The organism is Micromonospora sp. NBRC 110038 (assembly GCF_020884815.1).
GTDB lineage: Bacteria > Actinomycetota > Actinomycetes > Mycobacteriales > Micromonosporaceae > Micromonospora > Micromonospora haikouensis.
Genome location: NZ_BBOL01000008.1, coordinates 87,835 through 112,624, shown reverse-complemented (window position 1 = coordinate 112,624; position 24,790 = coordinate 87,835). Strand labels below are relative to the sequence as shown.

Here is a 24,790-nt window from a genome sequence, read left to right as displayed (position 1 = left end):
CCGGGCGGCAGGCTAATGCTTCCACTGGGCCGAGCCGGCGTCCCACTCGGTGTACGTGTACGGGTTGTCGAGCACCGCCGTGGCCGGGATGTCGGGGTTCATGCCCCTGCGCCACGCCTCCTCGCCCATGGCGTCCATCAGGTACGACACCGTCGCCTCGACCCCGCGCCGCGCGGCGGCCAGGTCCACCCCGACCAGCCGGTGCTCGTGCTTGACCACCCGGCCGTCGACCAGGACGGTGTGCACGTCGCCGCGCTGCGCCTGGAAGGCCACGTGCCCGTACGGGTTGAGCAGCGGGAACATCACCGGCGAGGCGTCGTTCCTGAGCAGCACCACGTCGGCCTTGCGGCCGGCCTGGAGGCTGCCCACCTGCGAGTCCATGCCGAGCGCGCGGCTGCCGCCCCGGGTGGCCCAGTCGACGACGTGCTCGGCGCGCAGGTGGGCGTGGGTGACGGTCTCCTGGCGGGCGTGCGCGTCGAGGTGCTCCCGGGCGCGGTCCGCGCCGAGGGTGGCGCGCATGGCCGAGAAGAGGTCGCCGCTCCACCAGACGCTGGTGTCCATCGACAGGGAGACGCCGATGTCGTGCCGGCGCAGCGCCCAGGTGGGCGGGTAGCCCTGGCCGGCGCTCTGCTCGCTCTCGGTGGACACCGACACGGAGCCGCCGGTGGCGGCGATGCGGTGGTACGAGTCGGGGTTGAGGGTGGCGGCGTGCACGTAGACCGTGGACGGGGTCATGAAGCCGTGCTCGTGCATGAGCCGGATGCCGTCGTCGTTGGTGGCGCCCCAGACCCCGGCGTGGGTGGTCACCGGCACGTCCAGTTCCCGGGCGACCTCGAAGGCGGCCTTCTCGGGGAACGACGGGTCGCCGGTGACGTCGAAGGCGAGCTGGAAGCCGAGGCGGCCCCCGTCGATGCGGCGGCGGTGGAAGTCGCGGAACTCGGGGCTGGTGGCCCACTCCCAGGGGCCCTGCTGGATGTTGCCGTAGGCGAGGACGAACCGGCCGGGCACGGATTCGAGGGCGTCGGCCGCCGCGTCGGCGTGCTCGACGGTGCGCAGGCCGTGCGACCAGTCGACGGTGGTGGTCACCCCGGCGTCGATCGCCTCCAGGGCGGCGAGCACGTTGCCGGCGTGCACGTCCTCGGGGCGGAACAGCCGGCCGTGGTCGAGGTAGTACCAGACGAAGTACTGGGTGAGGGTCCAGTCGGCGCCGTAGCCGCGCATGGCCGTCTGCCACATGTGCCGGTGCGTGTCGATCATGCCGGGCATGAGGATCCCGCCGGTGGCGTCGATCTCGACCGCGTCGGCGGGCGCGTCGAGGCCGACGCCGACGGCCGCGATGCGGTCGCCGACGACGAGGACGTCGGCGTCCGGCAGCACCGTGTGCCGGTCGTCCATGGTCAGCACCAGCCCGTTGCGGAACACCACCGGCCGGCCGTCCGCCACCGGGTCGCCTGCGCTCATCGCGGCCACCACCCCTTCCCGGGTCGGGGCCCGCCGGGCTTGCGGACGGATGTCCGTCCAGCGGTCGGCGGGCCGATTGGCGCAAGTGTGTTCCGGGCCACCGGGCATGTCAAGAACGTGTTTCCGTGCCGGTCATAATAGTTCTTAACGTGCATCTCGGTCAGACCTCGCCTCCAGGGTGTTGCCAGCGTGCGACCGTTGACAGCGGCCCGGCCGCCGGCAAGACTGGCGGCACGGCGGACGGTTGTCCGCATGGCGGTCGAGGAGGGTGGTCGGGTCATGGGGGAGCAACGCTCGGGGCCACTGGACGGGCTCCTCGTCGCGGACTTCTCGCGGATTCTCGCGGGGCCGTACGCGACGATGCTCCTGGCCGACCTCGGCGCGCAGGTGATCAAGGTGGAGGGCCCGGCCGGCGACGACACCCGCACCTGGATGCCGCCGGTGCGCGACGAGGTCTCGACCTACTACCTGGGCATCAACCGCAACAAGCGCTCGATCGCCCTGGACCTGAAGAATCCCGCCGACCTCGACGTCGCCCGGCGGCTCGCCGCCCGCGCCGACGTCATGATCGAAAACTTCCGGCCCGGCGGCCTGACCCGCTTCGGCCTGGACTACGCCACCGTCGCCGCCGGCAACTCCCGCGTCGTCTACGCCTCCATCAGCGGCTTCGGCACCGGCGCGGGCGCCAACTACCCCGGCTACGACCTGATGGTCCAGGCGATCTCCGGCCTGATGAGCCTCACCGGCGACCCCGACGGCCCGCCCTACCGGGCCGGGATCTCCGTGTTCGACGTGATGGCCGGCCTGCACGCCAGCATCGGCATCCTCGCCGCCCTGCACCACCGCGACCGCACCGGCACCGGCCAGCACGTCGAGGTCAACCTGCTCTCCTCGGCCCTGTCCGGCCTGGTCAACCACAGCAGCGGGTACGTCGCCGGCGGCACCGTGCCGTTCCGGATGGGCAACGCCCACCCCAGCCTGTTCCCCTACGAGCCGCTGCCCACCGCCGACGGCGAGCTCATCGTCATCGCCGGCAACGACAGGCAGTTCCGCAAGCTGTGCCAGGTGCTCGACCTGCCCGACCTGCCCGACGACCCCCGCTTCGGCCGCAACCAGGACCGCACCGCCCACCGCGAGGACCTGCGCCCGATCCTCGTCGAGCGGCTGGCCCGGCGCACCAAGGACGAGTGGTTCCGCGACCTGCTCGCCGCCGGGGTGCCCTGCGCCCCGATCAACACCATCGACGGCGGGGTCGCCCTGGCCGAGGAGCTCGGCCTCGACCCCGTGGTCACCGTCGGCGACGTGCCCGGCGTCCGCAACCCGATCACCTTCTCCGACACCCCGGCCCGGTACGAGCTGCCGCCGCCGGGTCTCGACGAGCACGGCGAGGAGATCCGCGCATGGCTGACCAGCTGAGCTTCCCCACCTCCCTCGGCACCTCCGACCCGACCACGATCCGGCTGCTCGGCCACGACCTCGCGGCCGACCTGATGGGCTCGGTCGGCTTCGGGGAGCTGGCCTACTGGCTGGTCGCCGGCCGCCGCCCCACCCCGGGCGAGGTGCGCGTCTTCGAGGCCGTGCTGGTGGCGCTCGCCGACCACGGGTTCACCCCGACCGCGATCGCCGCCCGGCTGACGTACCTCAGCGCCCCCGAGTCCCTCCAGGGCGCGCTCGCCGCCGGCCTGCTCGGCGGCGGCTCCCGCTTCCTCGGCGTCACCGAGGACTGCGGGCGGTTCCTCGCCGACACCATCGCCGCCGCCGGGGACGCCGCGGCCACCGCCGCCGAGACCGGCGACTGGGACGCCATCGCCCTCGACGCGGTGCGCCGCGCCCGCGCCGACAGGCGCCTCGTCCCCGGGCTCGGCCACCCGGTGCACAAGGAGCGGGACCCGCGTACGCCGGTGCTGATCCGCATCGCCGACGAAGAGGGCCTGCGCGGGCCGCACCTGCGCCTGTTCGAGGCCATCGGCCGGGTCCACCCCCAGGTGCTGGGGCGTACCCTGCCGCTCAACGGGGCCGGCGTGTGCGGCGCGGCGTTGGCCGACCTGGGCCTGCCCGTCGAGCTGCTGCGCGGCTTCGCCCTGCTCGCCCGCGCCGCCGGGCTGCTCGGCCACCTCGCCGAGGAGCGCCGCAACCCGATCGGCATGGACGTCTACCTCGCCGTCGACCGCAACGCCGTCTACCAACCACCCGAGAGCTGACCGTCAAGGAGCCGCCATGGCCACCGTCGTCGCGGTGATCGCCTCCACCCACCACCCGTTCTACTACCGGGCCAGCACCGCCACCGGCGCGGACCGTCCCCCCTTCGCCGACGAGTGGGTCAGCAAGATCCTCGCCTTCCGGGAGACCCTGACCAGGGCGAAGCCGGACGTGCTGGTGATGGTCGGCTCCGACCACTTCCACCAGCTCTGGCTCGACAACATGCCGCAGTTCCTCGTCGGCAAGGCGCCGTTCTACGACGCGAACTGGTACAACGAGGAACGCGAGTTCGGGCTGCCGCGGATGCTGCTCACCGGCCAGGAGGACCTGTCCGGGCACATCCTGCGCGCCGGCCTGGACGCCGGCTTCGACCTGGCGTTCAGCAACGAGCTGCGCATCGACCACAGCATCACCTGCCCGATCGTCACGCTGCGCCCCGAGGCCGACCTGCCGATCGTGCCGATCTACACCAACATCTTCGCCCCGCCGCTGCCGCAGCCGAAGCGCTTCGTCCAGCTCGGCCAGGCCATCCGCGAGATCGTCGAGTCGTGGCCGTCGCACCTGCGGGTGGCGATCATCGGCACCGGCCACCTGTCGCTGGAGCTCGGCGGGCCCCGCCAGTTCGGCCCGCACGGCCCCGACCCCGAGTTCGACCGCCGGGCCGTGGAGTGGATCGCCAACGGCGACCTCGACGGCTGCCTGTCGGAGGTGACCCTGGACAGCCTGCACGCCCCCGGCAACGCCACCCACGGCTTCATGGACTTCATGCTCATGATGGGCGTCGCGGGCGCGGGCGCGAAGGCCGACCACGTCGACACCCTCGACCTGTTCCACACCATGGAGGCCTACTTCACCTGGTACCCGAACGGAGCGCCGGCATGAGCAAATACCTGCTGGACAAGTTCCTCTACACCGTCGACCGGGACCCGGAGCTGGTGGAGCGCTACCGGGCCGACCCGCAGGGGCTGGTGCGGTGGTGGGAGGCCGAGCGGGCCAACGCCGTGCTCAACTGCCACACCGCCGAGGCCAGCACCTGGCTGCGGTTCACCCCGGCCGAGCGGGCCGCCCTGATCGCCCACGACCACGTCGCGCTGTTCCAGCTGGGCGCCCACCCGTTCCTCACCCTGACGCTGTTCATCGCCATGTTCGAGCGGGACAACACCGAGCCGCTGGAGTACCAGAAGGCGTACGCCGCCCGGTTGGCCCACTTCGACCTGCCGTACCCGGACATCGCGACCTGACCGGGCGGGCGCGGCGGCGGGAAAGCACCATGTGCGCGCTCACACCGGCCGGCTTCGCCAATCTGTGTACGTCGATCAGTGGCGCGTCGTGGCGGTGGCCCGGCCGGGCCACCGCCACGACGCCGGCTCAGCTCAGCAGGAACGTCGTCCGGTCCCCGGCCGCCGGCCCGACGATCAGCCGGCCCCGGTCGTGCCGCAGGTACGCGGTGGCGTCGCCAGCGAGCTGGAGGGAGATCCCGCCACCGTCGCGGGGGACCCGGCGGAAGCTCGCCGAGGTCGCCTCGGGGCTGCCGGCCGCCACCGGGACGATCTGGACGGTCCCGTCGACGACCCGGACGTACCGGTCGGGGAAGTTGACCGACCGCAGCGACTCGGTGCCCGCGCCGGCCAGCCCCGGCACGAACCGGAACTGGGTGTCGGCCAGCTCGCGCACGCCGGAGTCGACCCGCAGCACGTACTCCCAGTGCCGCACGTACGCGGTGCGGGCGTCGGCGGGGGACAGGCGCACGATCGGGCCGCCCTCGCCCACGGGCACCCCGAACAGCGGCGAGCCGTCGCCGTGCCAGTACAGCCGCTGCACCCGGGTGTGCCGGTTGGGGTCGTATAGCGGGTCGCCGGTGATGTCGCGGTAGTCGCGGGCATGGTAGACGAGCACGTCGGTCACCCCGTCCTCGGCGACGGTGAACGAGTTGTGCCCCGGGCCGTACCGCCGGGTCTGCTCCCAGGTGGCGAAGACCGGGTCGGGGGTCTTCACCCACGACCGGTTGTCCAGCAGGTTCGCGCCCGCGTCGGCGGTCAGCAGGCCCATGCAGTAGCGGGCGTCCGTGGCGCTGGCGGAGAAGGTCAGGAAGACCCGCCCGTTGCGCACGAGCACCGCCGGGCCCTCGTTGACCGCGAAGCCCTGCGTCTCCCAGGCCCGCGTCGGCGTGGCGATGCGCACCGGCTTGGTGCGGATGGACCACGGCGTGTTCATCTCGGCGATGTACAGGCTGGTGTTGACCGCGATCTCCGGCTCGGCCTGCGCCCACACCAGGTAGCGCCGCCCGGCGTGCGCGAAGGTGGTCGCGTCGAGGGAGAAGTCGTCCCACTCCGTGGCGATCTGGCCGCGCAGCGTCCACCCGGCGGGGTCGCGCGGGTCGGCCAGCCCCGACTCCAGCACGTACATCCGGATCCGGAACACGTTGTCGGAGTCGCCGGCGGCGAAGTAGACGTACCACCGCCCGTCGATGCGGTGCAGCTCCGGGGCCCAGATGTGCCCGGCCATCCGTCCGCTGGCGGGCCGCCGCCAGATCACGGACTCGGCAGCGGTGGCCAGGCCGGCGATGGTGGACGCGCCCCGCACGACGATCCGGTCGTACTCCGGCACCGAGCCGGTGAAGTAGTACGTCCCGGCGACCGGGCGGGTGATGAACGGGTCGGCGCGCTGGGTGATCAGCGGGTCGACGGTGGTGACGCCGTAGACCTCGGAGTCGGTGCGGGCCACGCCCGGCCGGGGGCCGGCGGTGGCCGCGGAGGACAGCCCGGCGACCATGCCGGTCGCCGCCACGCCCAGCCCGCCGCGCAGCAGGACACGCCGGCTCATCGGGTACGTCATCGTCTCTACCTCACTTGGTCCGGATGCGCAGGAAGGTGACGGAGTTCGGCGCGAAGGTGCGGGTGAAGGTGCTGGCGATGCCGCCGACGGTCCGGGTGGCCGGCTGGATCGGCTCGGCCGAGCGGGTGTTCTGCTCGCCCGGGTCGCCGGTGATCACGGTCATCCGGGCCCGGTCGCGCACCCGCAGCCCGCCCAGGTCCACCCGGGTCACGGCGGGCTTGTCCTGGGCGTTGACCACCTTGACGATCAGCTCGCCGGTGGCGTCGTCGCGGGTGACGACCTGGGTGAACGTGCGGGTCACCCGGTCGTCGGTGAAGCTGGCCCACTCCTGGCCGTCGAGGAACAGCGTGACCTTCGTGCCGCGCACCTGCACCCGCACGTCGTACGTGGTGCCGGTGGTGATCCGGTTCGGCTTGGCGACCAGGGTCTCCTTGGCCCCGTTGGTGGCCTTCTCCACCGCGCCCTGGGTGTTGTTCCAGCCGCCGAGGTTCCACCAGTAGAAGTTGCCGGAGTCCTTCACCCCGAACGCGACGAGGAAGCCCTCCGCGCCGGCGTTCTTGCGGGCCTTGAGCGTCAGGTCGTAGTCGCTGGCCGTGACGTCGGCGGCCCTGACCAGGGTGTCCTGCGCGCCGGTGTCCGACTGGGTGTACGCCCCGTCGACCACCGACCAGGCGCCCCGGTTCGCCAGCGGCGTCCAGGCGCCCGCCCCGGCGGAGAAGTCGTCGGCGAACAGCACCGTGCCGTCGGGGGCGGTCACCCGCACGTCGTCGTACGTGGCCGAGGTGGCCCAGGTCGACAGGCCGATCCCGCCGGTGATCGGCGCCGGCGCGGTGGACGGGCCGGTGACCCGGCTCGGCACGGTCCGGTCGCCGACGTTGTTCATGAACAGCTTCTGCACCTGGTAGCTGGTGGAGCCCCACGACTCGTCGTTGTCGAACCAGATCAGGTCCGGGCGCCACTGGACGTTGTCCACGTTGGCCAGCAGCGGCGCGTACGAGGCCATCCGCACCACGTCGGCGTTGCGCTCCAGCCCGGTCAGGTACGACGCCTCGGCCAGCGAGTTGGACAGCTTGTTGCCCTGCGAGGCGTACTCGCCGAGGAAGACCTTCGGGCCGGCGCGGTCGTAGGAGTCGTAGCGGGTGTTGTTCTGCAGGAACCACGCCGGGCTGTTGTAGTAGTGCTCGTCGACCATGTCGACGCCGGCGTCCCGGTTGAGCTGCCAGAGCCGGTCGAAGGTGACACCGGCGTCGTCGGGGCCGGAGTTGCCGATCACGGTGATCCCGGGGTGCTCCGCCTCGATCGCCGCGCGGAACTTCTGGAAGTTGGCGAAGTACGCGTCCGGCAGGTTCTCCTCGTTGCCGACGGCGAGGTGGGTCAGGCCGAACGGCCTGGGGTGCCCCATCGAGGCACGCAGGCCGCCCCAGGTGGAACTGGTCGGGCCGTTGGCGAACTCGATCAGGTCGAGGGTGTCGGCGATGTGGCGTCGCAGCAGCGCCTCGTCGGCGGTGGCCTGGTTCTGGCCGCAGCCGGTGACCAGGGCGGGCACGACGGGCAGTGGCATCGCGCCGATGTCCTCGGCGAACTGGAAGTACTCGTAGTAGCCCAGGCCGTAGGACTGGTTGTAGCCCCAGAAGTTGGCGTTGGTGGCGCGGGTCTCGACCGGGCCGACGGTGTCCTTCCACTGGTAGGAGCGGGCCCGGGGCCAGTTCGAGGCGGCGTCGTAGCCGTACATGCTGCCGGTGTTGACCAGGCAGCCGCCGGGGAAGCGGACGAAGCCGGGCTTCAGCGCCGCGATCTTCTCGGCGAGGTCGCGGCGCAGGCCGTTCGGGCGCGTGCGGAAGGTGTCGCGGGGGAACAGCGAGACCATGTCCAGCCGCAGGACGCCGGTGCCGCCCGCGCGCACGGACAGCCGGCCCGCGTCGGTGGTGCGGGTCGCCTTCAGCGTCCCGGTGTACTTCGTCCAGCCGTCGCCGCGCACGGCACGCCTCAGGGGCGCGGCGAGCGGCTGGCCGGCGGCGTCGTGCAGGGTGACGGTCAGGGGGGTCCCGGCGGCGGCGTCGGTGCGGGCCCAGACCGAGAAGTCGTACGCACCGCCGGCGCGCAACGCGATCCCGTTGTTGAAGCCGGCGTTCGTCACGCCGTACCGGCCGTCGCCGGTGCTGGCGAGGTCGAGGCGCAGGTAGGTGCGGTTGCGCTCGTGCAGCCGGGCGGCGTCGTCCGCCGTGGACGCGGTGCCCGCGCCGCCGGCGTCGGCGGTGGGCGTCCAGCCGGTCAGCGGCGTGTAGGACCGGTTGTCGGCCGGGCCGAACTCGAAGGAACGGTTGCGGACCAGTTCGGCGTAGAGCCCGCCGTCGGCGGCGAAGTTGATGTCCTCGAAGAACACCCCGTACATGGAGTCGCTGATCGGGGTGCCGGCGGCGGCCGGGTCGACGGTGATGGTGTATTCGGGCTCGGGGGCCGGCGTCCTGGCCAGGCCGGGCGCGGCGGTGGCGACAGTGGTGGCCACCAGCGCGGCCGCCGCGAGGCCGAGCAGTGGGTGTGGTCGGAACATGTGTGCCTCCTGGACATCGGCACCGCCCCGGCGTGCCGTGGTCGGGGCCCGACGCGCCGCGCCCCGGTCGGACGGCCCTGCATGTGAGCGCTAACACGGGCGAGTATTGCCGGCGGATGAAAACCGGTCAATAGCCGGGTTACGAGGAATCGCCCGCGGCGTCCGGTCGCCCGGAGCGGGCCGCCCCCGGTGGTGTCCTCCCGCCGGCGCCTCCGGTGACCGCGATCACGAAAGTGGTGCGCCGCGTGAAAGCGGCGTCAAGAAACGGCCCCTCGCCGTCATGGTCGCGTTATGACCCCTGGCCGGGCGCCGCCGAGGGGGGTTGTGTTTGCCCGGCGCGACCGGAAGGCGGTCGCGACAACCGTGTCCGGTAGGAGGAAACGACCGTGTCCGACCTGGGGTACGTGCTGGTGACGGTGGCGCTGTTCGCGGCGCTCGCCCTCGTGGTGAGGGGCGTGGAGAAGCTGTGAGCGCCGTCAACGCCGTCGGCCTGGTGCTGGCGATCGGCCTGGGCGTGTTCCTGGTGGTCGCCCTGCTGTTCCCGGAGCGGTTCTGATGACCACGACGACAGCAGGCGTGCTGTTCGCGCTCTCGCTCGTGGTGGCCCTGGCCGCCGCCTACAAACCGTTCGGCGACCACCTGTACCGCGTGGTGGCGGGCACCCGGCACGCCCGCGTCGAGCGGGTCGTGTACCGCCTGGTCGGGGTCGACCCGGCCGCCGGGCAGACCTGGGGCGTGTACGCCCGCGCGGTGCTGGCCTTCTCCGCGGTGTCGATCCTGTTCCTGTACGCGTTCCAGCGCGTGCAGAACCACCTGTGGCTGTCCCTGGGCTTCGCCCCGGTGGTGCCGCACGGGGCGTGGAACACCGCCGTGTCGTTCGTGACCAACACGAACTGGCAGTGGTACGCGGGCGAGTCGACCATGGGCCACCTGGTGCAGATGGCCGGGCTGGCGGTGCAGAACTTCGTCTCCGCCGCCGTCGGCATCGCCGTCGCGGTCGCCCTGGTCCGCGGGTTCGCCCGGGGCCGCACGGGTGAGCTGGGCAACTTCTGGGTCGACCTGACCCGGATCGTGCTGCGGGTCCTGCTGCCCGTGGCGGTGCTCGGGGCGCTCGTGCTGATGCTCGGCGGCGTGGTGCAGAACCTGTCCGCCGGCACCGACGTCACCACGCTCACCGGCGGGACCCAGACGATCACCGGCGGGCCCGTGGCCAGCCAGGAAGTGATCAAGGAGTTGGGCACCAACGGCGGCGGCTTCTACAACGCCAACAGCGCCCATCCGTTCGAGAACCCGACGGCCTGGACGAACTGGCTGGAGATCTTCCTCATCCTGGTGATCCCGTTCAGCCTGCCCCGGGTGTTCGGCCGGATGGTCGGCCAGAACCGGCAGGGGTACGCCATCGCCGCGGTCATGGCGATCCTGGCGGTGGCGAGCGTCGCCCTGACCAACGTCTTCGAACTCGCCGGCCACGGCACGGTGCCGCAGGCGGTCGGGGCGGCGCTGGAGGGCAAGGAGGTGCGCTTCGGGGTCTCGGGCTCGGCGACCTTCGCCGCGGCGACGACGCTCACCTCCACCGGCGCGGTGAACTCGTTCCACGACTCGTACACGGCCCTGGGCGGGATGATGCCGCTGGTCAACATGATGCTCGGCGAGGTGGCGCCCGGCGGGGTCGGCGCCGGCCTCTACGGCATGCTGGTCCTCGCGGTGATCACCGTCTTCGTGGCCGGCCTGATGGTCGGCCGGACCCCGGAGTACGTGGGCAAGAAGATCGGCGCCCGGGAGATCAAGCTCGCGTCGCTGTACTTCCTGGTCACCCCGGCGCTGGTGCTGGCCGGGACGGCGGCGGCCTTCGCCACCGGCAACGACTCGACGGCCCTGAACACCGGCCCGCACGGCCTGTCCGAGGTGCTGTACGCGTTCACCTCGGCGAGCAACAACAACGGCTCCGCGTTCGCCGGCATCACGGTCGGCACCCCGTGGTGGAACACCGCCCTGGGCCTGTGCATGCTGCTGGGCCGGTTCCTGCCGGTCATCTTCGTGCTCGCCCTGGCCGGCTCCCTGGCCCGCCAGGCGCCCACCCCCGCCACCGGGGGCACCCTGCCGACCCACCGGCCGCTGTTCGTCGGGATGGTCGTCGGCGTCACGGTGCTCCTGGTGGCGCTGACCTTCCTGCCCGCGCTCGCGCTCGGCCCCCTCGCCGAGGGGCTGTGACCACCATGAGAGAGAAGGACATGACCACGTCCACGCCGGCACCGCACGGCACCGCCGACGCGTCGGCCGCCGGCACGCCCGCCACCCGGGGCAACCCGGCCGGCGGCGGCCTGCTCGACCCGGGGCAGCTCCTGGCCGCCCTGCCGGACGCGCTGCGCAAGCTCGACCCGCGCACCCTGTGGCGCAACCCGGTGATGCTGATCGTGGAGATCGGCGCGGCCTTCACCACCGTTCTCGCCGTGACCGACCCCTCGGTCTTCGCCTGGGCCATCACCGGCTGGCTCTGGCTCACCGTCGTCTTCGCCAACCTCGCCGAGGCCGTCGCCGAGGGGCGCGGCAAGGCCCAGGCCGCCACCCTGCGCCGGGCCAAGCAGGAGACCATCGCCACCCGGCTGGTCGGCTGGTCTGCGGGCGCGCCCGCCAACGCCTACCGGGACGAGGCGGTGCCCGCCGCCGAGCTGCGGCAGGGCGACGTCGTGCTCGTCTGCGCCGGCGGGATCATCCCCGGCGACGGCGACGTCGTCGAGGGCATCGCCAGCGTCGACGAGTCGGCCATCACCGGCGAGTCCGCCCCCGTCATCCGGGAGTCGGGCGGCGACCGCAGCGCCGTCACCGGCGGCACGAGGGTGCTCTCCGACCAGATCGTCGTGCGGATCACCCAGCGGCCGGGGGAGAGCTTCGTCGACCGGATGATCGCCCTGGTCGAGGGCGCGAACCGGCAGAAGACGCCGAACGAGATCGCGCTCAACATCCTGCTCGCCGCGCTCACCGTCATCTTCCTGCTGGCCGTGGTCACGCTCCAGCCCCTCGCCATCTTCTCGAAGGGCTACCAGGGCGCGGCGCCGGACACCGGCGCGATCACCGACGCCGGCGTCAGCGGCGTGGTCCTGGTGTCGCTGCTGGTCTGCCTCATTCCCACCACCATCGGCGCGTTGCTCTCGGCGATCGGCATCGCCGGAATGGACCGCCTGGTGCAGCGCAACGTGCTGGCCATGAGCGGCCGGGCCGTCGAGGCCGCCGGTGACGTGAACACCCTGCTGCTGGACAAGACCGGCACCATCACCCTCGGCAACCGGCAGGCGGCCGAGTTCCGGCCCGTCGGCGGGGTCACCGCCGCCGAGCTGGCCGACGCGGCCCAACTGTCCAGCCTCGCCGACGAGACCCCCGAGGGTCGATCCGTGGTCGTCCTCGCCAAGAACGACTTCGGGCTGCGGGAGCGGGAACCGGGCCTCGTGCCGCACGCCACGTTCGTGCCGTTCACCGCCCAGACCCGGATGAGCGGCGTCGACCTCACCCCGGACGGCGACGCCACCGGCCCCACCCGGCGGGTCCGCAAGGGCGCGGCGGCAGCCGTGACGAAGTGGGTCCGTGAGCACGGCGGCCACCCCACCGAGCAGGTCGGCCAGGTGGTCGACGAGATCAGCGGGCTCGGCGGCACCCCGCTCGTGGTGGCCGAGCACGTCCGGGGCGAACCGGCGCGGGCGCTCGGCGTGATCCACCTCAAGGACGTGGTCAAGTCGGGCATGCGGGAGCGCTTCGACGAGATGCGCCGGATGGGCATCCGTACCGTCATGATCACGGGCGACAATCCGCGCACCGCGCGGGCGATCGCCGAGGAGGCCGGGGTGGACGACTTCCTCGCCGAGGCCACGCCGGAGGACAAGCTCGACCTGATCAAGCGCGAGCAGGAGGGCGGCCGGCTGGTCGCGATGACCGGTGACGGCACCAACGACGCCCCGGCGCTGGCCCAGGCCGACGTCGGGGTGGCCATGAACACCGGCACGTCGGCGGCGAAGGAGGCCGGCAACATGGTCGACCTCGACTCCGACCCGACCAAGCTCATCGAGATCGTCGAGATCGGCAAGCAACTCCTCATCACCCGGGGCGCCCTGACGACCTTCTCCATCGCCAACGACGTCGCGAAGTACTTCGCGATCATCCCGGCCATGTTCGCCGGCATCTACCCGGGCCTGGACACGCTGAACGTCATGCGGCTGGCCAGCCCGGAGTCCGCGATCCTCGCGGCCGTCGTCTTCAACGCGATCGTCATCGTCGCGCTCATCCCGCTGGCCCTGCGGGGCGTGCGGTACCGGCCGGCGGCGGCGGCGACGCTGCTGCGCCGCAACCTGCTGGTCTACGGCCTCGGCGGCATCGTCGTGCCGTTCGTCGGCATCAAGCTCGTCGACCTGATCGTCCAGTTCGTCCCGGGGGTCTCGTGATGCGCCCACCCACCTGGCTCGCCCCGCACCTGGCGGCCCTGCGCGCCCTGCTCGTGTTCACCGCCCTGCTCGGTGTCGCGTACCCGCTCGTCCTGGTCGCCGCCGGCCGGCTGCCCGGCCTCGACGCCCGCGCCGACGGATCGCTCGTCACCGCCGGCGGCCGGACCGTCGGTAGCGCGTTCATCGGCCAGGCGTTCACCGACGCCGACGGCAACCCCGTCCCGCGCTACTTCCAGTCCCGCCCCTCGGCGGCCGGCGACGGTTACGATCCCACCTCCACCGGGGCGAGCAACCTCGGCCCGGAGAGTGTCGTCGACACCCTCGCCGCCGACCCCGCCGGATCGGCGCCGAGCCTGCTCACCCGGGTCTGCGCCCGCAGCCGGGCCGTCGGCGCGCTCGACGGGGTGGACGGGCGGCGGCCCTACTGCACCGCCGACGGGGTCGGCGCCGTCCTCGGCGTGTTCCACCGCGACGGGTTCACCGGCCCGGTGACCCGCGTCGTCAGCGTCAACCAGACCGCCCCCGCCACCCCGTTCGTGGCCACCTGGCAGGGCGTCGCGGTGGAGCTGGCGCGGCCCGGCGAGGACTACGTCGCGGCCGGGGCGGTGATCGTCCCGGTGCGCGGCGACGCCCCGGCCGACCCGGCTGTGCCCGCCGACGCGGTGACCGCCAGCGGCAGCGGCCTCGACCCGCACATCAGCCCCGCGTACGCCGAACTCCAGGTCGCCCGCGTGGCCCGCGAGCGTGGCGCGGACCCAATGGCCGTCCGGCGGCTGGTCGCCGCGCACACCACCGGCCGGGCGCTGGGCTTCCTGGGCGAGCCCGGCGTTAACGTGCTGGAGCTGAACCTCGCCCTCGACCGGCGGTTCCCCGCTCGTTGAACCGTCGCCGGGGCGGACCACCGCTGGCCCGCCCCGGCCCGGCCCGCCGATGCCCGCCCGGACGACGTCGACCCACGGAAGGAGGAACCAGCGTGCCCACCGGAGAGCTGCGCGTCTACCTCGGGGCCGCGCCTGGCGTCGGCAAGACGTACGCGATGCTCGAAGAGGCCCAGCGGCGGGCCGCGCGCGGCACCGACGTGGTGATCGGGCTGGTCGAGACCCACGGCCGCCCGCACACCGCCGCCATGGTCGGCGACCTCGAACAGGTGCCCCGACGCGTCCTCACCCACCGGGGTGTGCAGCTCACCGAGCTGGACCTCGACGGCGTGCTGGCCCGCCGCCCCGAGGTCGTCGTCGTCGACGAGCTGGCCCACACCAACGTGCCCGGCTCCCGCCACGACAAGCGCTGGCAGGACGTGCGGGAACTGCTCGACGCCGGCATCACCGTGCTGACCACCGTCAACGTCCAGCACCTCGAGTCGCTCAACGACGTCGTCGCCCGGATCACCGGCACCACCCAGCGCGAGACCGTCCCCGACGCCGTCGTCCGCGCCGCCGAGCAGGTCGAACTCGTCGACATGACCCCGGAGGCGCTGCGCCGTCGGATGGCCCACGGCAACATCTACGGTCCCGACCGGATCGACGCCGCCCTCGGCAACTACTTCCGGGTCGGCAACCTGACCGCGCTGCGCGAGCTGGCCCTGCTCTGGCTCGCCGACACCGTCGACGACCAGCTCGGCGCGTACCGCGCCCAGCAGGGCATCTCCGACACCTGGGAGGCCCGTGAACGCGTCGTCGTCGCGCTGACCGGCGGGCCGGAGGGGGACACGCTGATCCGCCGCGCCGCCCGGATCGCCGCCCGGGGCCGGGGCGCGGACCTGCTGGCCGTGCACGTCGCCCGCAGCGACGGCCTGGCCGGCGCCGACCCCGCCCGGCTGGCCCGCCAGCGGGTCCTCGTCGAAGGCCTCGGTGGCACCTACCACCAGGTGCTCGGCGCGGACGTCCCGGCCGCGCTGCTCGACTTCGCCCGGGGCGTCAACGCCACCCAGCTCGTGCTCGGCGCGAGCCGGCGGGGCCGCTTCGCCCAGCTGTTCTCCCGGGGGGTCGGCGTCACCACCACCGCCCTGTCCGGGCCGATCGACGTGCACCTGGTCACCCACCCCGAGGCCGGGCGCGGCCGGCGGGCCGCCACCACACCGGCCGCCCTGTCGCGACGGCGCAGGCTGCTCGGCTTCGCCCTCGCGGCGCTCGGCATGCCGGCGCTCACCCTGGCGCTGCGCACCCTGCCCGACCTCACCCTCACCAACGACATCCTGTTGTTCCTCGCCGGGGTCGTGGGGGTGGCCCTCGTCGGGGGCCTCTGGCCGGCGCTGGTCGCCGCCCTCGGCGGATCGCTGCTGCTCAACTGGTTCTTCACCCCGCCGTACCGCACGCTGACCATCGCCGAGGCCGACAACCTGCTGGCGCTGGGCGTCTTCGTCGGCGTCGCCGTCGCCGTGAGCTGGGTCGTCGACGTCGCCGCCCGGCGTACCCGGGAGGCCGCCCGGGCCTCCGCCGACGCGCAGACCCTCGCCACCGTGGCCGGCGGCGTGCTGCGCGGCGAGCGCCCGCTGCCGGCCCTGCTGGACCGGCTGCGGGAGACGTTCGCGCTGCGCGCGGTCAGCGTCCTGGAGCTGGTCGACGAGGCGCGGGGCCGCCCCGACCGGGCCCGCGACCGGGCCGCCTGGCGGGTGGTGGCCAGCGTCGGGGACGCCCCGGCCGGCAGCCCCGACGCCGGAGAGACGGCCGTGCCCGTCGACGACACGCTCACCGTCGTGCTGTCCGGCCGGCGGCTGGAGGCCGCCGACCGGCGCGTCGTCGAGGCGTTCGCCGCCCAGGCCGCCGTCGCGCTGCGGCAGGAACGCCTCGCCGTTCAGGCCGCCGCCGCCGGGCCCCTCGCGGCGGCCGACCGGATGCGTACCGCGCTGCTCGCCGCCGTCAGCCACGACCTGCGTACGCCCCTGGCGTCGGCGAAGGCGGCGGTGAGCAGCCTGCGCAGCCCCGACGTCGAATTCGACGCCGAGGACCGCGAGGAGCTGCTCGCCACCGCCGACGAGTCCCTCGACCAGCTGGGTCGGCTGGTGGCGAACCTGCTGGACATGAGCCGGTTGCAGGCCGGCGCGCTCGGCGTCACCGCCACCGCGATCGGGCTGGAGGACGTGGTGCCCCGGGCGCTGGACGAGCTCGGCCCGGCCGCCGCCGACGTCGGCACCGACCTCCCCGCGGACCTGCCCGCCGCGCTGGCCGACCCCGGGCTGCTGGAACGCGTGCTGGTCAACGTCGTCGCCAACGCCCTGCGGCACAGCCCGCCCGGTCGGCCGCCCACCGTCGCCGCCAGCGCCCACGCCGGCCAGGTCGAGCTGCGGGTGGTCGACACCGGCCCCGGCATCCCGGCCGACCAGTGGGAGCACGTCTTCCTGCCGTTCCAGCGCCTCGGCGACCGGGACAACCAGACCGGGGTGGGCCTCGGTCTCGCCCTGTCCCGCGGCCTCGTCGAGGCCATGGGTGGCACCATCACCCCCGAGACCACCCCCGGCGGAGGGCTGACCATGGTGCTGCGCCTGCCCGCCGCCGGTCCACCGGGCCACCCCGGTCCGCCGGAGGCGGAGGATCGGCACGGGCCGCAAGCGCAGCGGGAGCCGGAGGGGCCGCAGGAATGAGCCGCATCCTCGTCGTCGACGACGAACCCCAGATCCTGCGCGCCCTGCGCATCAACCTGCGCGCCCGCGGCTACGACGTGCGGGTCGCCGAGACCGGCACGGCCGCGTTGAAGGCCGCCGCCGCCCACCCGCCGGACCTGGTGGTGCTCGACCTCGGGCTGCCCGACCTCGACGGCGTGGAGGTGATCCGGGGCCTGCGCGGGTGGACGAGCGTGCCGATCATCGTGCTGTCGGGCCGGGCCGGCAGCGAGGACAAGGTCGCCGCCCTCGACGCGGGCGCCGACGACTACGTCACCAAACCCTTCGGCGTCGACGAACTGCTCGCCCGCATCCGCGCCGTCACCCGCCGTCTCGCCGCGCCGTCGGCGGACGGCGCGACCCCGGCCCCCCGGGTGGGGCGGCACACGGTGGACCTGGTAGACCGCACCGTCACCCGCGACGACGGCGCGCCGGTGCGGCTCACCCCCACCCAGTGGGCCGTGCTCGACAAGCTGCTGCGCCACCCCGGCAAGCTGGTCAGCCAGCGCCAGCTGCTGCACGACGTGTGGGGCCCGGAATACCAGAACGAGACCAACTACCTGCGCCAGTACATGGCCCAACTGCGGCGCAAGCTGGAGGACGACCCGGCCCGGCCCCGGCACCTGATCACCGAGCCGGGCATGGGCTACCGCTACCGGCCTTGATCCGACGGTCAGGCGGTCATTCCCGCGCCCCGGCGCGGGGCCGTTCCCACGGCGCCGGACGCCGGACGCCGGCCCCGAGCAGGCGGCTGTGGTTCCACCAGTCGTCCTCGGCGGCGTCGAGCTGGTCCAGCACCAGCCGGGCCGGCGGGAACGGCCGGCCGGGGCGCAGCTGCGCCAGGTCGGTCAGGTGCCGCCGGGCGGCGGCGAGATCGCCCGGCCGGTCCAGGGCGGCCAGCCCGGCGCGCAGGGTGTCGTAGAACTCCCCCTCGTCGACCAGCACGGCGATCTCGTAGGGATCGACGGTGACGAACCGGCCCGGCATGGCCGCCACGCCCGCGCGCAGCAGCGCGGCGTGCTCGTGCAGCGGCCCCTCCGCGGCGAAGATCCGGGCCAGGGCCGGCAGCGCGGCGTCGAGCTGGTCGAGGGCCCGCCGGCGGGGCGCGACCGGGGCGGTGACCGCCAATTCGCCCTCGTCCTCGTCGTCGGACGGGAAGGTGGCCGTCACCAGGTCGCCGGGCCGGAACATGGCCAGCCACAGCAGCGGCACGGCAGCCACGTCCTCGGCGAGGACCTGCTCCTCGACGCCGGGCACCTCCGCCCCGGCGGGGCAGATGCCGTCGTGGTCGGTGACGAAGAGGTACGAGAGGTTGGCCATGCCGGGAACGTACCGGCCGGCACCGACGACGGCGGCGGCTACGGCGCGTCGACGACCTCCCGCCCCAGGGGCCAGAACGCGGCGGGGACGAGCTTGAAGTTGGCGATCCCGAACGGGATGCCGATGATCGTGACGCAGAGGGCGACGCCGGCGACGATGTGGGACAGGGCCAGCCACCAGCCGGCCAGCACCACCCACAGCACGTTGGCCAGCCCGGAGCCGACGCCCGCGCCCGGCTTGGGCACCACCGTCCGGCCGAAGGGCCACAGCGAGTAGCTGGCCAGGCGCAGCGACGCGACGCCGAACGGGATCGTGACGACCAGCACGAAGCAGATCAGCGCCGCGATCCCGTATCCGACGGCCAGCACGATCCCGCCACCGAAGACGAGCCACAACACGTTCAGCAGAAAGCGAATCACCCTTCGAGCATGACCGACGCCCGCCACCGGCCGGTCGGGCGTCGCCCTCAGCGCCCGGCGCGGGACACGCGGCGCGGGGGCCGGCCGAGCAGCGCGTCGAGGCGCGCGCCGAGCTGGTCCGGGTCGCGCAGCGGCCGGGCGAAGGGCAGCCGTACGTCGTGCGGACGCGCGGCGGACCCGGCGGGGGACTGCACCCGCAGGACGATGCCGGCGCGGTCCAGCCGCAGCAGGCGCACGCGGGCGTCCTCCCGCCGCAGCCGCGCGGGGACGAGCCCGGTGAGCTGTTCCACGGTGGGGGTGTCGGCGTCGAGGCGGCGCAGCAGCTCCGCCTCGGCCGGGGCGAGCGGGTCGGGCCGGGCCGTGGCGAACGCGTCCGGGTCGACGGGGGCGGTCCCGCCGGTGTCGGTGATCCCGGCTGTGGCGAGGTGCAGCACCGCGACGAGGTCGGGCCGTCGGCCGCGCAGCCCCTCGACGGTCAGCCAGCCGGTGAGGGTCGCCCGGCCGCGTACCCGGTCGGGCATCGGGATCGGGGCGAGGTCCGTCACGTGGACGACGACGGGCACGTCCCCCTCCCGCGCCAGCTCGTGGGCCGCGCCGGAGTCGGCCGGCACCTCGACGCGGAGCCGGCCGTCGGGGCCGACGCGGTGCCGGCCGGTGAGCTCGGCCCGGTGCGTCGGGGTCAGCAGCGTCACCGAGTCGGCGGCCACGAGCAGGGTACGCAGCCGCTCTGCCGGTGTGCCGGCGGCCACCGCGACGGCGACCGGGGGGATGTTGCCCGACATCTGCACCTCCTATTAGGTTAGCCTTACCTTACCTGAGAGGCAGATGATGAATCAGTCCCGCCCCAAGGCCAAGCGGTCGCGTCGACTCGGCATCGCCCTGACCCCCAAGTGCGTGCGGTACGTCGAGCGCCGCCCGTTCCCGCCCGGAGACCACGGCCGGGCCCGGACCAAGGACAGCGACTACAAGGTCCGGCTGCTGGAGAAGCAGCGTCTCAAGGCGCAGTACGACCTGCGGGAGGGGCAGCTGCGGCGCGCGTTCGACCGGGCGGCGCGCCGGCCGGGCAAGACCGGTGAGGAGCTCGTGGTCGACCTGGAGACCCGGCTCGACGCCCTCGTGCTGCGCGCGGGGTTCGCCCGCACCATCTACCAGGCGCGGCAGCTCGTCACCCACCAGCACCTGACCGTCAACGGCCGGCGGGCGGACCGCCCGTCGGCGCGGTTGCGCCCCGGCGACGAGATCGCGGTGGCCGCACGAAGCCGGGGCAAGACGCCGTTCCTGCTCGCCGCCGCAGGAGCGCACGCCCCGCACCGGCCCGCGCCGTACCTCGACGTCGACCTGGCGGGGCTCGCCGCCCGGCTCACCCGGCTGCCCCGGCGGGCCGAGGTGCCGGTGATCTGCGACGAGCAGCTCGTCGTCGAGCACTACTCCCGCTGACCGGGGCGTGCCGGCCCGCCGGTGGGTTGGTCAGCCGGTGAGCTCCAGGTGCCGGTCGATCATCGCGTTGACCTGGTCCGGCACCTCGAGCTGCACGAAGTGGCCCGAGCCGGCGGCCTGGCCGATGTTCGCCTGCGGGGCCAGCCGGGCGAGCCGGGCGTAGTCGGCGAACGGCGCGTTGCTGCCGACCAGGAGCAGCGGGCGGTCCCACCGGGTCAGGGCCGCCTCGTCGCCGCCGGAGCCGACGTACGCGGCCAGGGCGGCGATCGGCGCGTACGCGACCTCGGTGGAGGGGCGCGCCATGGCCGAGACCACCCACTCCACCAGCCGGGGGTCGGACTGCGGCAGGAAGTACGACCGGACGATCGACTCCCGGGCCGCGCCGGAGGTGTCGTCGCGCAGCGACCGGGCGACCTCCTCGATCGCGGCGGCGGCGCCCGGCGGCCCGGCCACCGCGGAGTCGAGCATGACCAGGCCGGCGAAGCGGTCCCGGTCACCGGCGGCGGCGGCGAGCGACCAGACCCCGCCCAGGCTGTGCCCGATCACGACGACCCGCCGCAGGTCGAGCTCGGCGACCAGGGCCCGGAGCCGGGCGGCGAGCTGCTCCACGCCGTAGCCCTCGGGCGGTGGCGGGCTCTGCCCGTGCCCCGGCATGTCGACCGCGATCACCCGGGCGGGTCGGCCGGCCAGGTGTCGGGCGATCGGCTCCATGAACCGGTGGTCGCAGCACCAGCCGTGCACCAGCAGGAACGTGTCGCGCCGGCCGCGCCCGTACGTCCAGTAGCGCATGCCGGCGGCGGTGTGTCGGTCTGTCATCGGCCCTCCCGGGCGGTGGGTGGGTGGAGGGTTCTCGTTCCACTGAAGCGCGGCCGTCGCGGGCCGCCATAGCGTACTGTGGCCTTCGTGTCATTACATCCGTTTCGTCGGCTATAGCGAAAGGGGTGTGCGGGTGCGTGGCGACAGGAGCACCCTGTGAGCGCGGAGATCGACCGGTTCTTCGCCGGCCTCCCGGAGGCCTCCCGGGGCCGACTGCCCACCACGCCCGCCGGGCTCATCGCCTTCCGCTTCGTCACCGACGACGGGCCGGCCAGCACCTGGTTCGTCACCCTCGACGGCGGGCGGGCGCGGGTGGACCGCCGCGGCCACGACCCGGACTGCCTGGTGGAGATGCGGCCGGAGACGTTCGAACGGCTGGTCGCCGGCGCCGACCACAGCGTGGCGATGCTCTTTCGCGGCGTGGTGTCCGTCGAGGGCGACCTGCCGTTGTTCCTGGTGTTCCGCCGGCTGCTGCCGATCCGCGCCGACAGCGGCGCCACCGAACCGATCGCCGACGTCCGGCCCGGCGTCGAGCACGACGGCGTCGGGTCGCACGACACGACCAGCATCTTCTACGGCAACATGTTCATGATCAGCTCTCGCAACGGCGACGTCGCGACCGAACCGGTCACCCCGCTCGGCCTCTTCTTCTTCGACACCCGCTTCCTGTCGACCTGGCGGCTGAGCCTCGACGGCGAACAACTCACCGAACTGTCGATCGACGACGTGCGCTCCTTCGAGTCGAAGTTCGCCCTGGTGCCCGGCCAGCCCACGCACTACGTCAACGCCACCACGTCGATCCTGCGGCACCGCTCGCTGGGGGAGGCCTTCGAGGAGGAGGTCACCCTGTTCAACTACGGGGCGGAGCCCGTGCGGTACACCGTCCGCCTGGACGTCGGGGCGGACTTCGCGGAGGTGCAGGACATCCGCGACGGCCTGCGGCGGGAGCGCGAGGTGACCACCACGGTCGACGACAGCTCGCTGCGGCTGCACTACCGCAGACACACCCTGCACCGGGAGACGGTCGTCTGCGCCAGCGCACCCGCCCACGTCGATGAGCGCGGATTCACCTTCACCGTCTCCGTCGACCCGCACGACACCTGGACGGTCCGGCTGCGCGTGCTGACCCTCGTGCGGGACCTGCACCGGCGCGACCTGCGGGAACGGCTGCGCAGCTCCACCCACCGGTCCCGCGCCGAGGCCGGCCGGGAGATCGACGACATCGTCGCCGGGGTGCCCGAGCTGCGCGCCGACCACGGGCCGCTGGCCGAGGCGTACCGGCGCAGCGTGCTCGACCTCGCCGCCCTGTACTACCAGGGCCTCAACTACCGCGACCGGCTGCCCGCCACCGGGCTGCCCTGGTCGATGACCCTGCTCGGCCGGGAGAGCCTGGTCAGCAGCCTCCAGGTGCTGCCGTTCCTGCCGCACCGGGCCGTCAGCACGCTGCGGATCCTGGCGCTGAGCCAGGGTGCCCGGATCGACCCGTTCCGCGGCGAGCAGCCGGGCCGGATCGTCCAGGAGAGCCGGTACGGCGAGTCGGCCGCCTTCGCCGACACCCCCGACGCGACCGACTTCTCCGCCGCCGACACCACTCCGCTGTTCGTCATCCTGCTCGACGAGTACGAACGCTGGACCGGCGACGCCGAGCTGGTCCGCCGCTACGAGTTCGAGGTCCGCGCCGCCATCGCCTGGCTCGACGACTACGCCGACGTGGCCGGCGACGGCTACGTCTGGTCCACCCGCCGGCAGCGCCGGGCCGGGCCGGTCAACGAGAGCTGGCGCAACTCGGTGCAGGCCGTCTGCTTCCGCGACGGCCGGCTCGCCACCTTCCCGCAGGCGATCTGCGAGATCCAGGGGTACGCCTACGATGCCCGGCTGAGGGCGGCCCGGATGGCCCGGCTGTTCTGGAACGACCCGGCCTACGCCGACCGGCTCGAACGGGACGCCGCCGCGTTGCGGGAGCGGTTCGACCGGGACTTCTGGCTGCCCGAGCGGGGCTGCTACGCGCTGGCGTTGCAGGCCGACGGCCAGCGGGCCGACGCGCTGGCGTCCAACGTCGGGCACCTGCTGTGGAGCGGGATCGTCCCGCCCGAACGCGCCGAGCGCCTGGTGGACCACCTGCTCGGGCCGGCGCTGTTCTCCGGCTGGGGGGTGCGGACCCTGGCCAGCACCGAGGAGCAGTTCAACCCGCTGGGTCACCACACCGGCGCGATCTGGCCGGCGGACAACTCCCTCATCGTCTGGGGGCTGCGCCGCTACGGCTTCCGGCAGGAGGCCGCCCGGATCGCGCTGGCGCTGCTGGAGGCGGGACAGCACTTCCAGGGCGCGCTGCCCCCGTACTTCGCCGGCTACGACCGGGCCGTCACCCGGGTCCCCGTGCCGCACCACTTCACCGACAGCCCGTACGCCCCCTCCGCCGGGGCGCCGCTGCTGCTGCTGCGCGCCCTGCTCGGCCTCGAACCGCACGACGACCACCTGGCGATCGACGCCGGGGTGCCGGAGGAGATGGGTCAGATCGAGCTGCTCGACATCCGGGGCCGCTGGGGGTACGCCGACGCCCTGGGCCGGGGCCGGCCCTTCCGCTGATCCGCCCCGGCGGCCCTCACAGGCCGGCGCACGGGGTGTCGGCCACCGCGCACGCCTCGGGCGCCTTGACGAACGGGTCGGCGTCGCGGACGTCGAACCGGACGGTCTGCGATCCGCCGGCCGGCACCGCCGGCCCGGTGATCGTGACGGACCGGCCGTCCTGCTGCCATTCGCCGCCCTCGACGTCGCCGATCGTGCTGCCCGAGGGCAGGGTGAGCACCACGGTCCAGTCGCGGGCCGCCGCGCCGGCCGCGTTGTCGACCACCACCTCGCCGGTGTAGCCGAAGATGCGGGTCGCCACAAGCTCGTACCTGGCGGCCAGGGGCGCCTGCGGCGTCGGGGACGGGGTGGCCGTCCGCGACGGCGTCGGCGAGGCGGAGCGGCTCGGGCGGGCGCTGCTCCGGCTGGCGCCGGGGGTGGGCCGCGCGGTCGGCGTGGCCCGGGGCGGACCGCTGGTGGCGGCGGTGGTCGCGACGGGCGGGACGGTCGCCGGCTCCGGGGCGGCGGCGCGGTCCGGGTCCGACGGCAGCAGCACCCACGTCGCCAGCCCGGTGACCAGCACGCCGCCGCCGAGCGCCGCGACCAGCGCGGTGCGGCGGCGACGCCGCAGCGGGGCCGCGTCGCCGGGCGTCTCGACGATCGGCATCTCGGCCGTCGGCGGCCCCTGGTCGCGGAGCAGGTCGACCTGCTGGAAGGCCAGCCAGTCGAGGATGGCGGGCAGCCGGCCGGTGAGCGCCTGCTGGTAGAACTGCTCGCGGCGCACGCGTTGCTCGACGGGCCAGGAACCGTGTTCGAGGGTTTCGTGGACCGTCAGCCGGCAACCCTCGGCGGTGGGGGTGACGGCGCAGCTCAGCAGCGTGCGCCGGCCGGCCTCCTGGCAGCGCAGGGCGATCGCGTCCGGCTCCCGCCGCTCGGTCACCTCCGCGTCGACGGCGGCGTCGAAGCCGGGCAGCCCCGCCGTGTAGAGCAGCAGCCGGCCCGGCCGGCCGGCGGCGGGCTCGACCTCGGTGTACCAGCGGGCCAGCAGCGTCGGGTCCGTCAACGCGCGCCAGACCCGGCCGGTGGGATGGGGCAGGTCGATCCGGGCGCCGATCTCGATCACGGCGAGACTCTACGGGTCCCGGCGGTCGCCGGTCCG

The 24,790-nt window shown here is 73.8% G+C and carries 20 protein-coding genes; 12 read left to right on the top strand and 8 right to left on the bottom strand.

Features of this window, described 5'->3' with window-relative positions:
* Positions 1–12 precede the first annotated feature (12 nt).
* Positions 13–1,461 carry an amidohydrolase family protein gene (locus LPU61_RS24645; RefSeq protein WP_043964714.1) on the bottom strand — a complete coding sequence of 483 codons (1,449 nt, stop codon included), beginning with the start codon at positions 1,459–1,461 and terminating at the stop codon, positions 13–15.
* 252 nt (positions 1,462–1,713) lie between these two features.
* Between LPU61_RS24645 and LPU61_RS24640 the strand changes: the two genes are divergently transcribed.
* From LPU61_RS24640 to LPU61_RS24625, 4 genes are read left to right on the top strand one after another with little or no spacing between them, the layout of a single operon-like run.
* The gene (locus LPU61_RS24640) at positions 1,714–2,877 is read left to right on the top strand and encodes a CaiB/BaiF CoA-transferase family protein (protein WP_229406296.1); all 1,164 of its coding nucleotides are present in this window, start codon (positions 1,714–1,716) and stop codon (positions 2,875–2,877) included.
* Entirely contained in the window at positions 2,862–3,662 is an 801-nt protein-coding gene (locus LPU61_RS24635) for a citryl-CoA lyase (RefSeq protein WP_229406295.1), read from the top strand. Before LPU61_RS24640 ends, LPU61_RS24635 begins: the two co-directional genes overlap by 16 nt.
* A 16-nt stretch (positions 3,663–3,678) precedes the next feature.
* Positions 3,679–4,542, top strand: a complete 864-nt coding sequence (locus LPU61_RS24630) for an extradiol ring-cleavage dioxygenase (protein WP_043963466.1) — start codon at positions 3,679–3,681, stop codon at positions 4,540–4,542.
* The gene (locus LPU61_RS24625; RefSeq protein ID WP_229406294.1) at positions 4,539–4,901 is read left to right on the top strand and encodes a hypothetical protein; all 363 of its coding nucleotides are present in this window, start codon (positions 4,539–4,541) and stop codon (positions 4,899–4,901) included. Before LPU61_RS24630 ends, LPU61_RS24625 begins: the two co-directional genes overlap by 4 nt.
* Positions 4,902–5,028: 127 nt before the next feature.
* Here LPU61_RS24625 and LPU61_RS24620 read toward each other — a convergent pair whose 3' ends face one another.
* The gene (locus tag LPU61_RS24620) at positions 5,029–6,483 is read right to left on the bottom strand and encodes a family 43 glycosylhydrolase (RefSeq protein ID WP_229406293.1); all 1,455 of its coding nucleotides are present in this window, start codon (positions 6,481–6,483) and stop codon (positions 5,029–5,031) included.
* A gap of 22 nt (positions 6,484–6,505) precedes the next feature.
* Positions 6,506–9,046 carry an alpha-L-arabinofuranosidase C-terminal domain-containing protein gene (locus LPU61_RS24615; RefSeq protein WP_229406292.1) on the bottom strand — a complete coding sequence of 847 codons (2,541 nt, stop codon included), beginning with the start codon at positions 9,044–9,046 and terminating at the stop codon, positions 6,506–6,508.
* A 466-nt stretch (positions 9,047–9,512) separates the two neighbouring features.
* On the opposite strand from LPU61_RS24615, the gene kdpF reads away from it, so the two are divergent.
* From kdpF to LPU61_RS24585, 6 genes are all read left to right on the top strand, one after another.
* Positions 9,513–9,602, top strand: a complete 90-nt coding sequence (kdpF, locus tag LPU61_RS24610; protein WP_036343797.1) for a K(+)-transporting ATPase subunit F — start codon at positions 9,513–9,515, stop codon at positions 9,600–9,602.
* Positions 9,602–11,257: a potassium-transporting ATPase subunit KdpA gene (gene kdpA, locus LPU61_RS24605; RefSeq protein ID WP_229406291.1), complete on the top strand. Its 1,656-nt coding sequence runs from the start codon at positions 9,602–9,604 to the stop codon at positions 11,255–11,257. Before kdpF ends, kdpA begins: the two co-directional genes overlap by 1 nt.
* Before the next feature lie 20 nt (positions 11,258–11,277).
* Positions 11,278–13,476 (top strand): potassium-transporting ATPase subunit KdpB, encoded by a 2,199-nt coding sequence (gene kdpB / locus LPU61_RS24600; RefSeq protein WP_229406290.1) that lies wholly within the window; start codon positions 11,278–11,280, stop codon positions 13,474–13,476.
* Entirely contained in the window at positions 13,476–14,357 is an 882-nt protein-coding gene (locus LPU61_RS24595) for a potassium-transporting ATPase subunit C (protein ID WP_229406289.1), read from the top strand. The genes kdpB and LPU61_RS24595 overlap by 1 nt, the downstream gene beginning before the upstream one ends.
* Before the next feature lie 92 nt (positions 14,358–14,449).
* Positions 14,450–17,056, top strand: a complete 2,607-nt coding sequence (locus tag LPU61_RS24590) for a DUF4118 domain-containing protein (RefSeq protein ID WP_229406288.1) — start codon at positions 14,450–14,452, stop codon at positions 17,054–17,056.
* Positions 17,053–17,739 carry a response regulator gene (locus LPU61_RS24585; protein WP_043963474.1) on the top strand — a complete coding sequence of 229 codons (687 nt, stop codon included), beginning with the start codon at positions 17,053–17,055 and terminating at the stop codon, positions 17,737–17,739. The genes LPU61_RS24590 and LPU61_RS24585 overlap by 4 nt, the downstream gene beginning before the upstream one ends.
* Positions 17,740–17,755: 16 nt before the next feature.
* Here the strand turns inward: LPU61_RS24585 and LPU61_RS24580 are convergent, their stop codons facing one another.
* The 3 genes from LPU61_RS24580 to LPU61_RS24570 are packed head-to-tail and all read right to left on the bottom strand — an operon-like array spanning position 17,756 to position 19,595.
* Entirely contained in the window at positions 17,756–18,394 is a 639-nt protein-coding gene (locus tag LPU61_RS24580) for a hypothetical protein (protein ID WP_229406287.1), read from the bottom strand.
* Between the two features lie 38 nt (positions 18,395–18,432).
* Positions 18,433–18,813, bottom strand: coding sequence for a YccF domain-containing protein (locus LPU61_RS24575; RefSeq protein WP_043963476.1), 381 nt, complete (start codon positions 18,811–18,813; stop codon positions 18,433–18,435).
* Positions 18,814–18,860: 47 nt separating this feature from the next.
* Positions 18,861–19,595, bottom strand: coding sequence for a DUF2470 domain-containing protein (locus LPU61_RS24570; RefSeq protein ID WP_229406286.1), 735 nt, complete (start codon positions 19,593–19,595; stop codon positions 18,861–18,863).
* Between the two features lie 46 nt (positions 19,596–19,641).
* On the opposite strand from LPU61_RS24570, the gene rpsD reads away from it, so the two are divergent.
* Positions 19,642–20,250, top strand: coding sequence for a 30S ribosomal protein S4 (gene rpsD / locus LPU61_RS24565; protein WP_229406390.1), 609 nt, complete (start codon positions 19,642–19,644; stop codon positions 20,248–20,250).
* Between the two features lie 30 nt (positions 20,251–20,280).
* Here rpsD and LPU61_RS24560 read toward each other — a convergent pair whose 3' ends face one another.
* Complete coding sequence (locus LPU61_RS24560; protein ID WP_043963480.1) at positions 20,281–21,066, bottom strand: alpha/beta fold hydrolase; 786 nt, start codon at positions 21,064–21,066, stop codon at positions 20,281–20,283.
* Positions 21,067–21,222: 156 nt separating this feature from the next.
* Here LPU61_RS24560 and LPU61_RS24555 point away from each other — a divergent pair, with 156 nt between their 5' ends.
* Positions 21,223–23,652 (top strand): glycogen debranching N-terminal domain-containing protein, encoded by a 2,430-nt coding sequence (locus tag LPU61_RS24555; protein ID WP_229406285.1) that lies wholly within the window; start codon positions 21,223–21,225, stop codon positions 23,650–23,652.
* Between the two features lie 16 nt (positions 23,653–23,668).
* On the opposite strand, the gene LPU61_RS24550 is transcribed toward LPU61_RS24555, so the two are convergent.
* Positions 23,669–24,754: an SRPBCC family protein gene (locus LPU61_RS24550; protein ID WP_043963481.1), complete on the bottom strand. Its 1,086-nt coding sequence runs from the start codon at positions 24,752–24,754 to the stop codon at positions 23,669–23,671.
* Positions 24,755–24,790 lie beyond the last annotated feature (36 nt).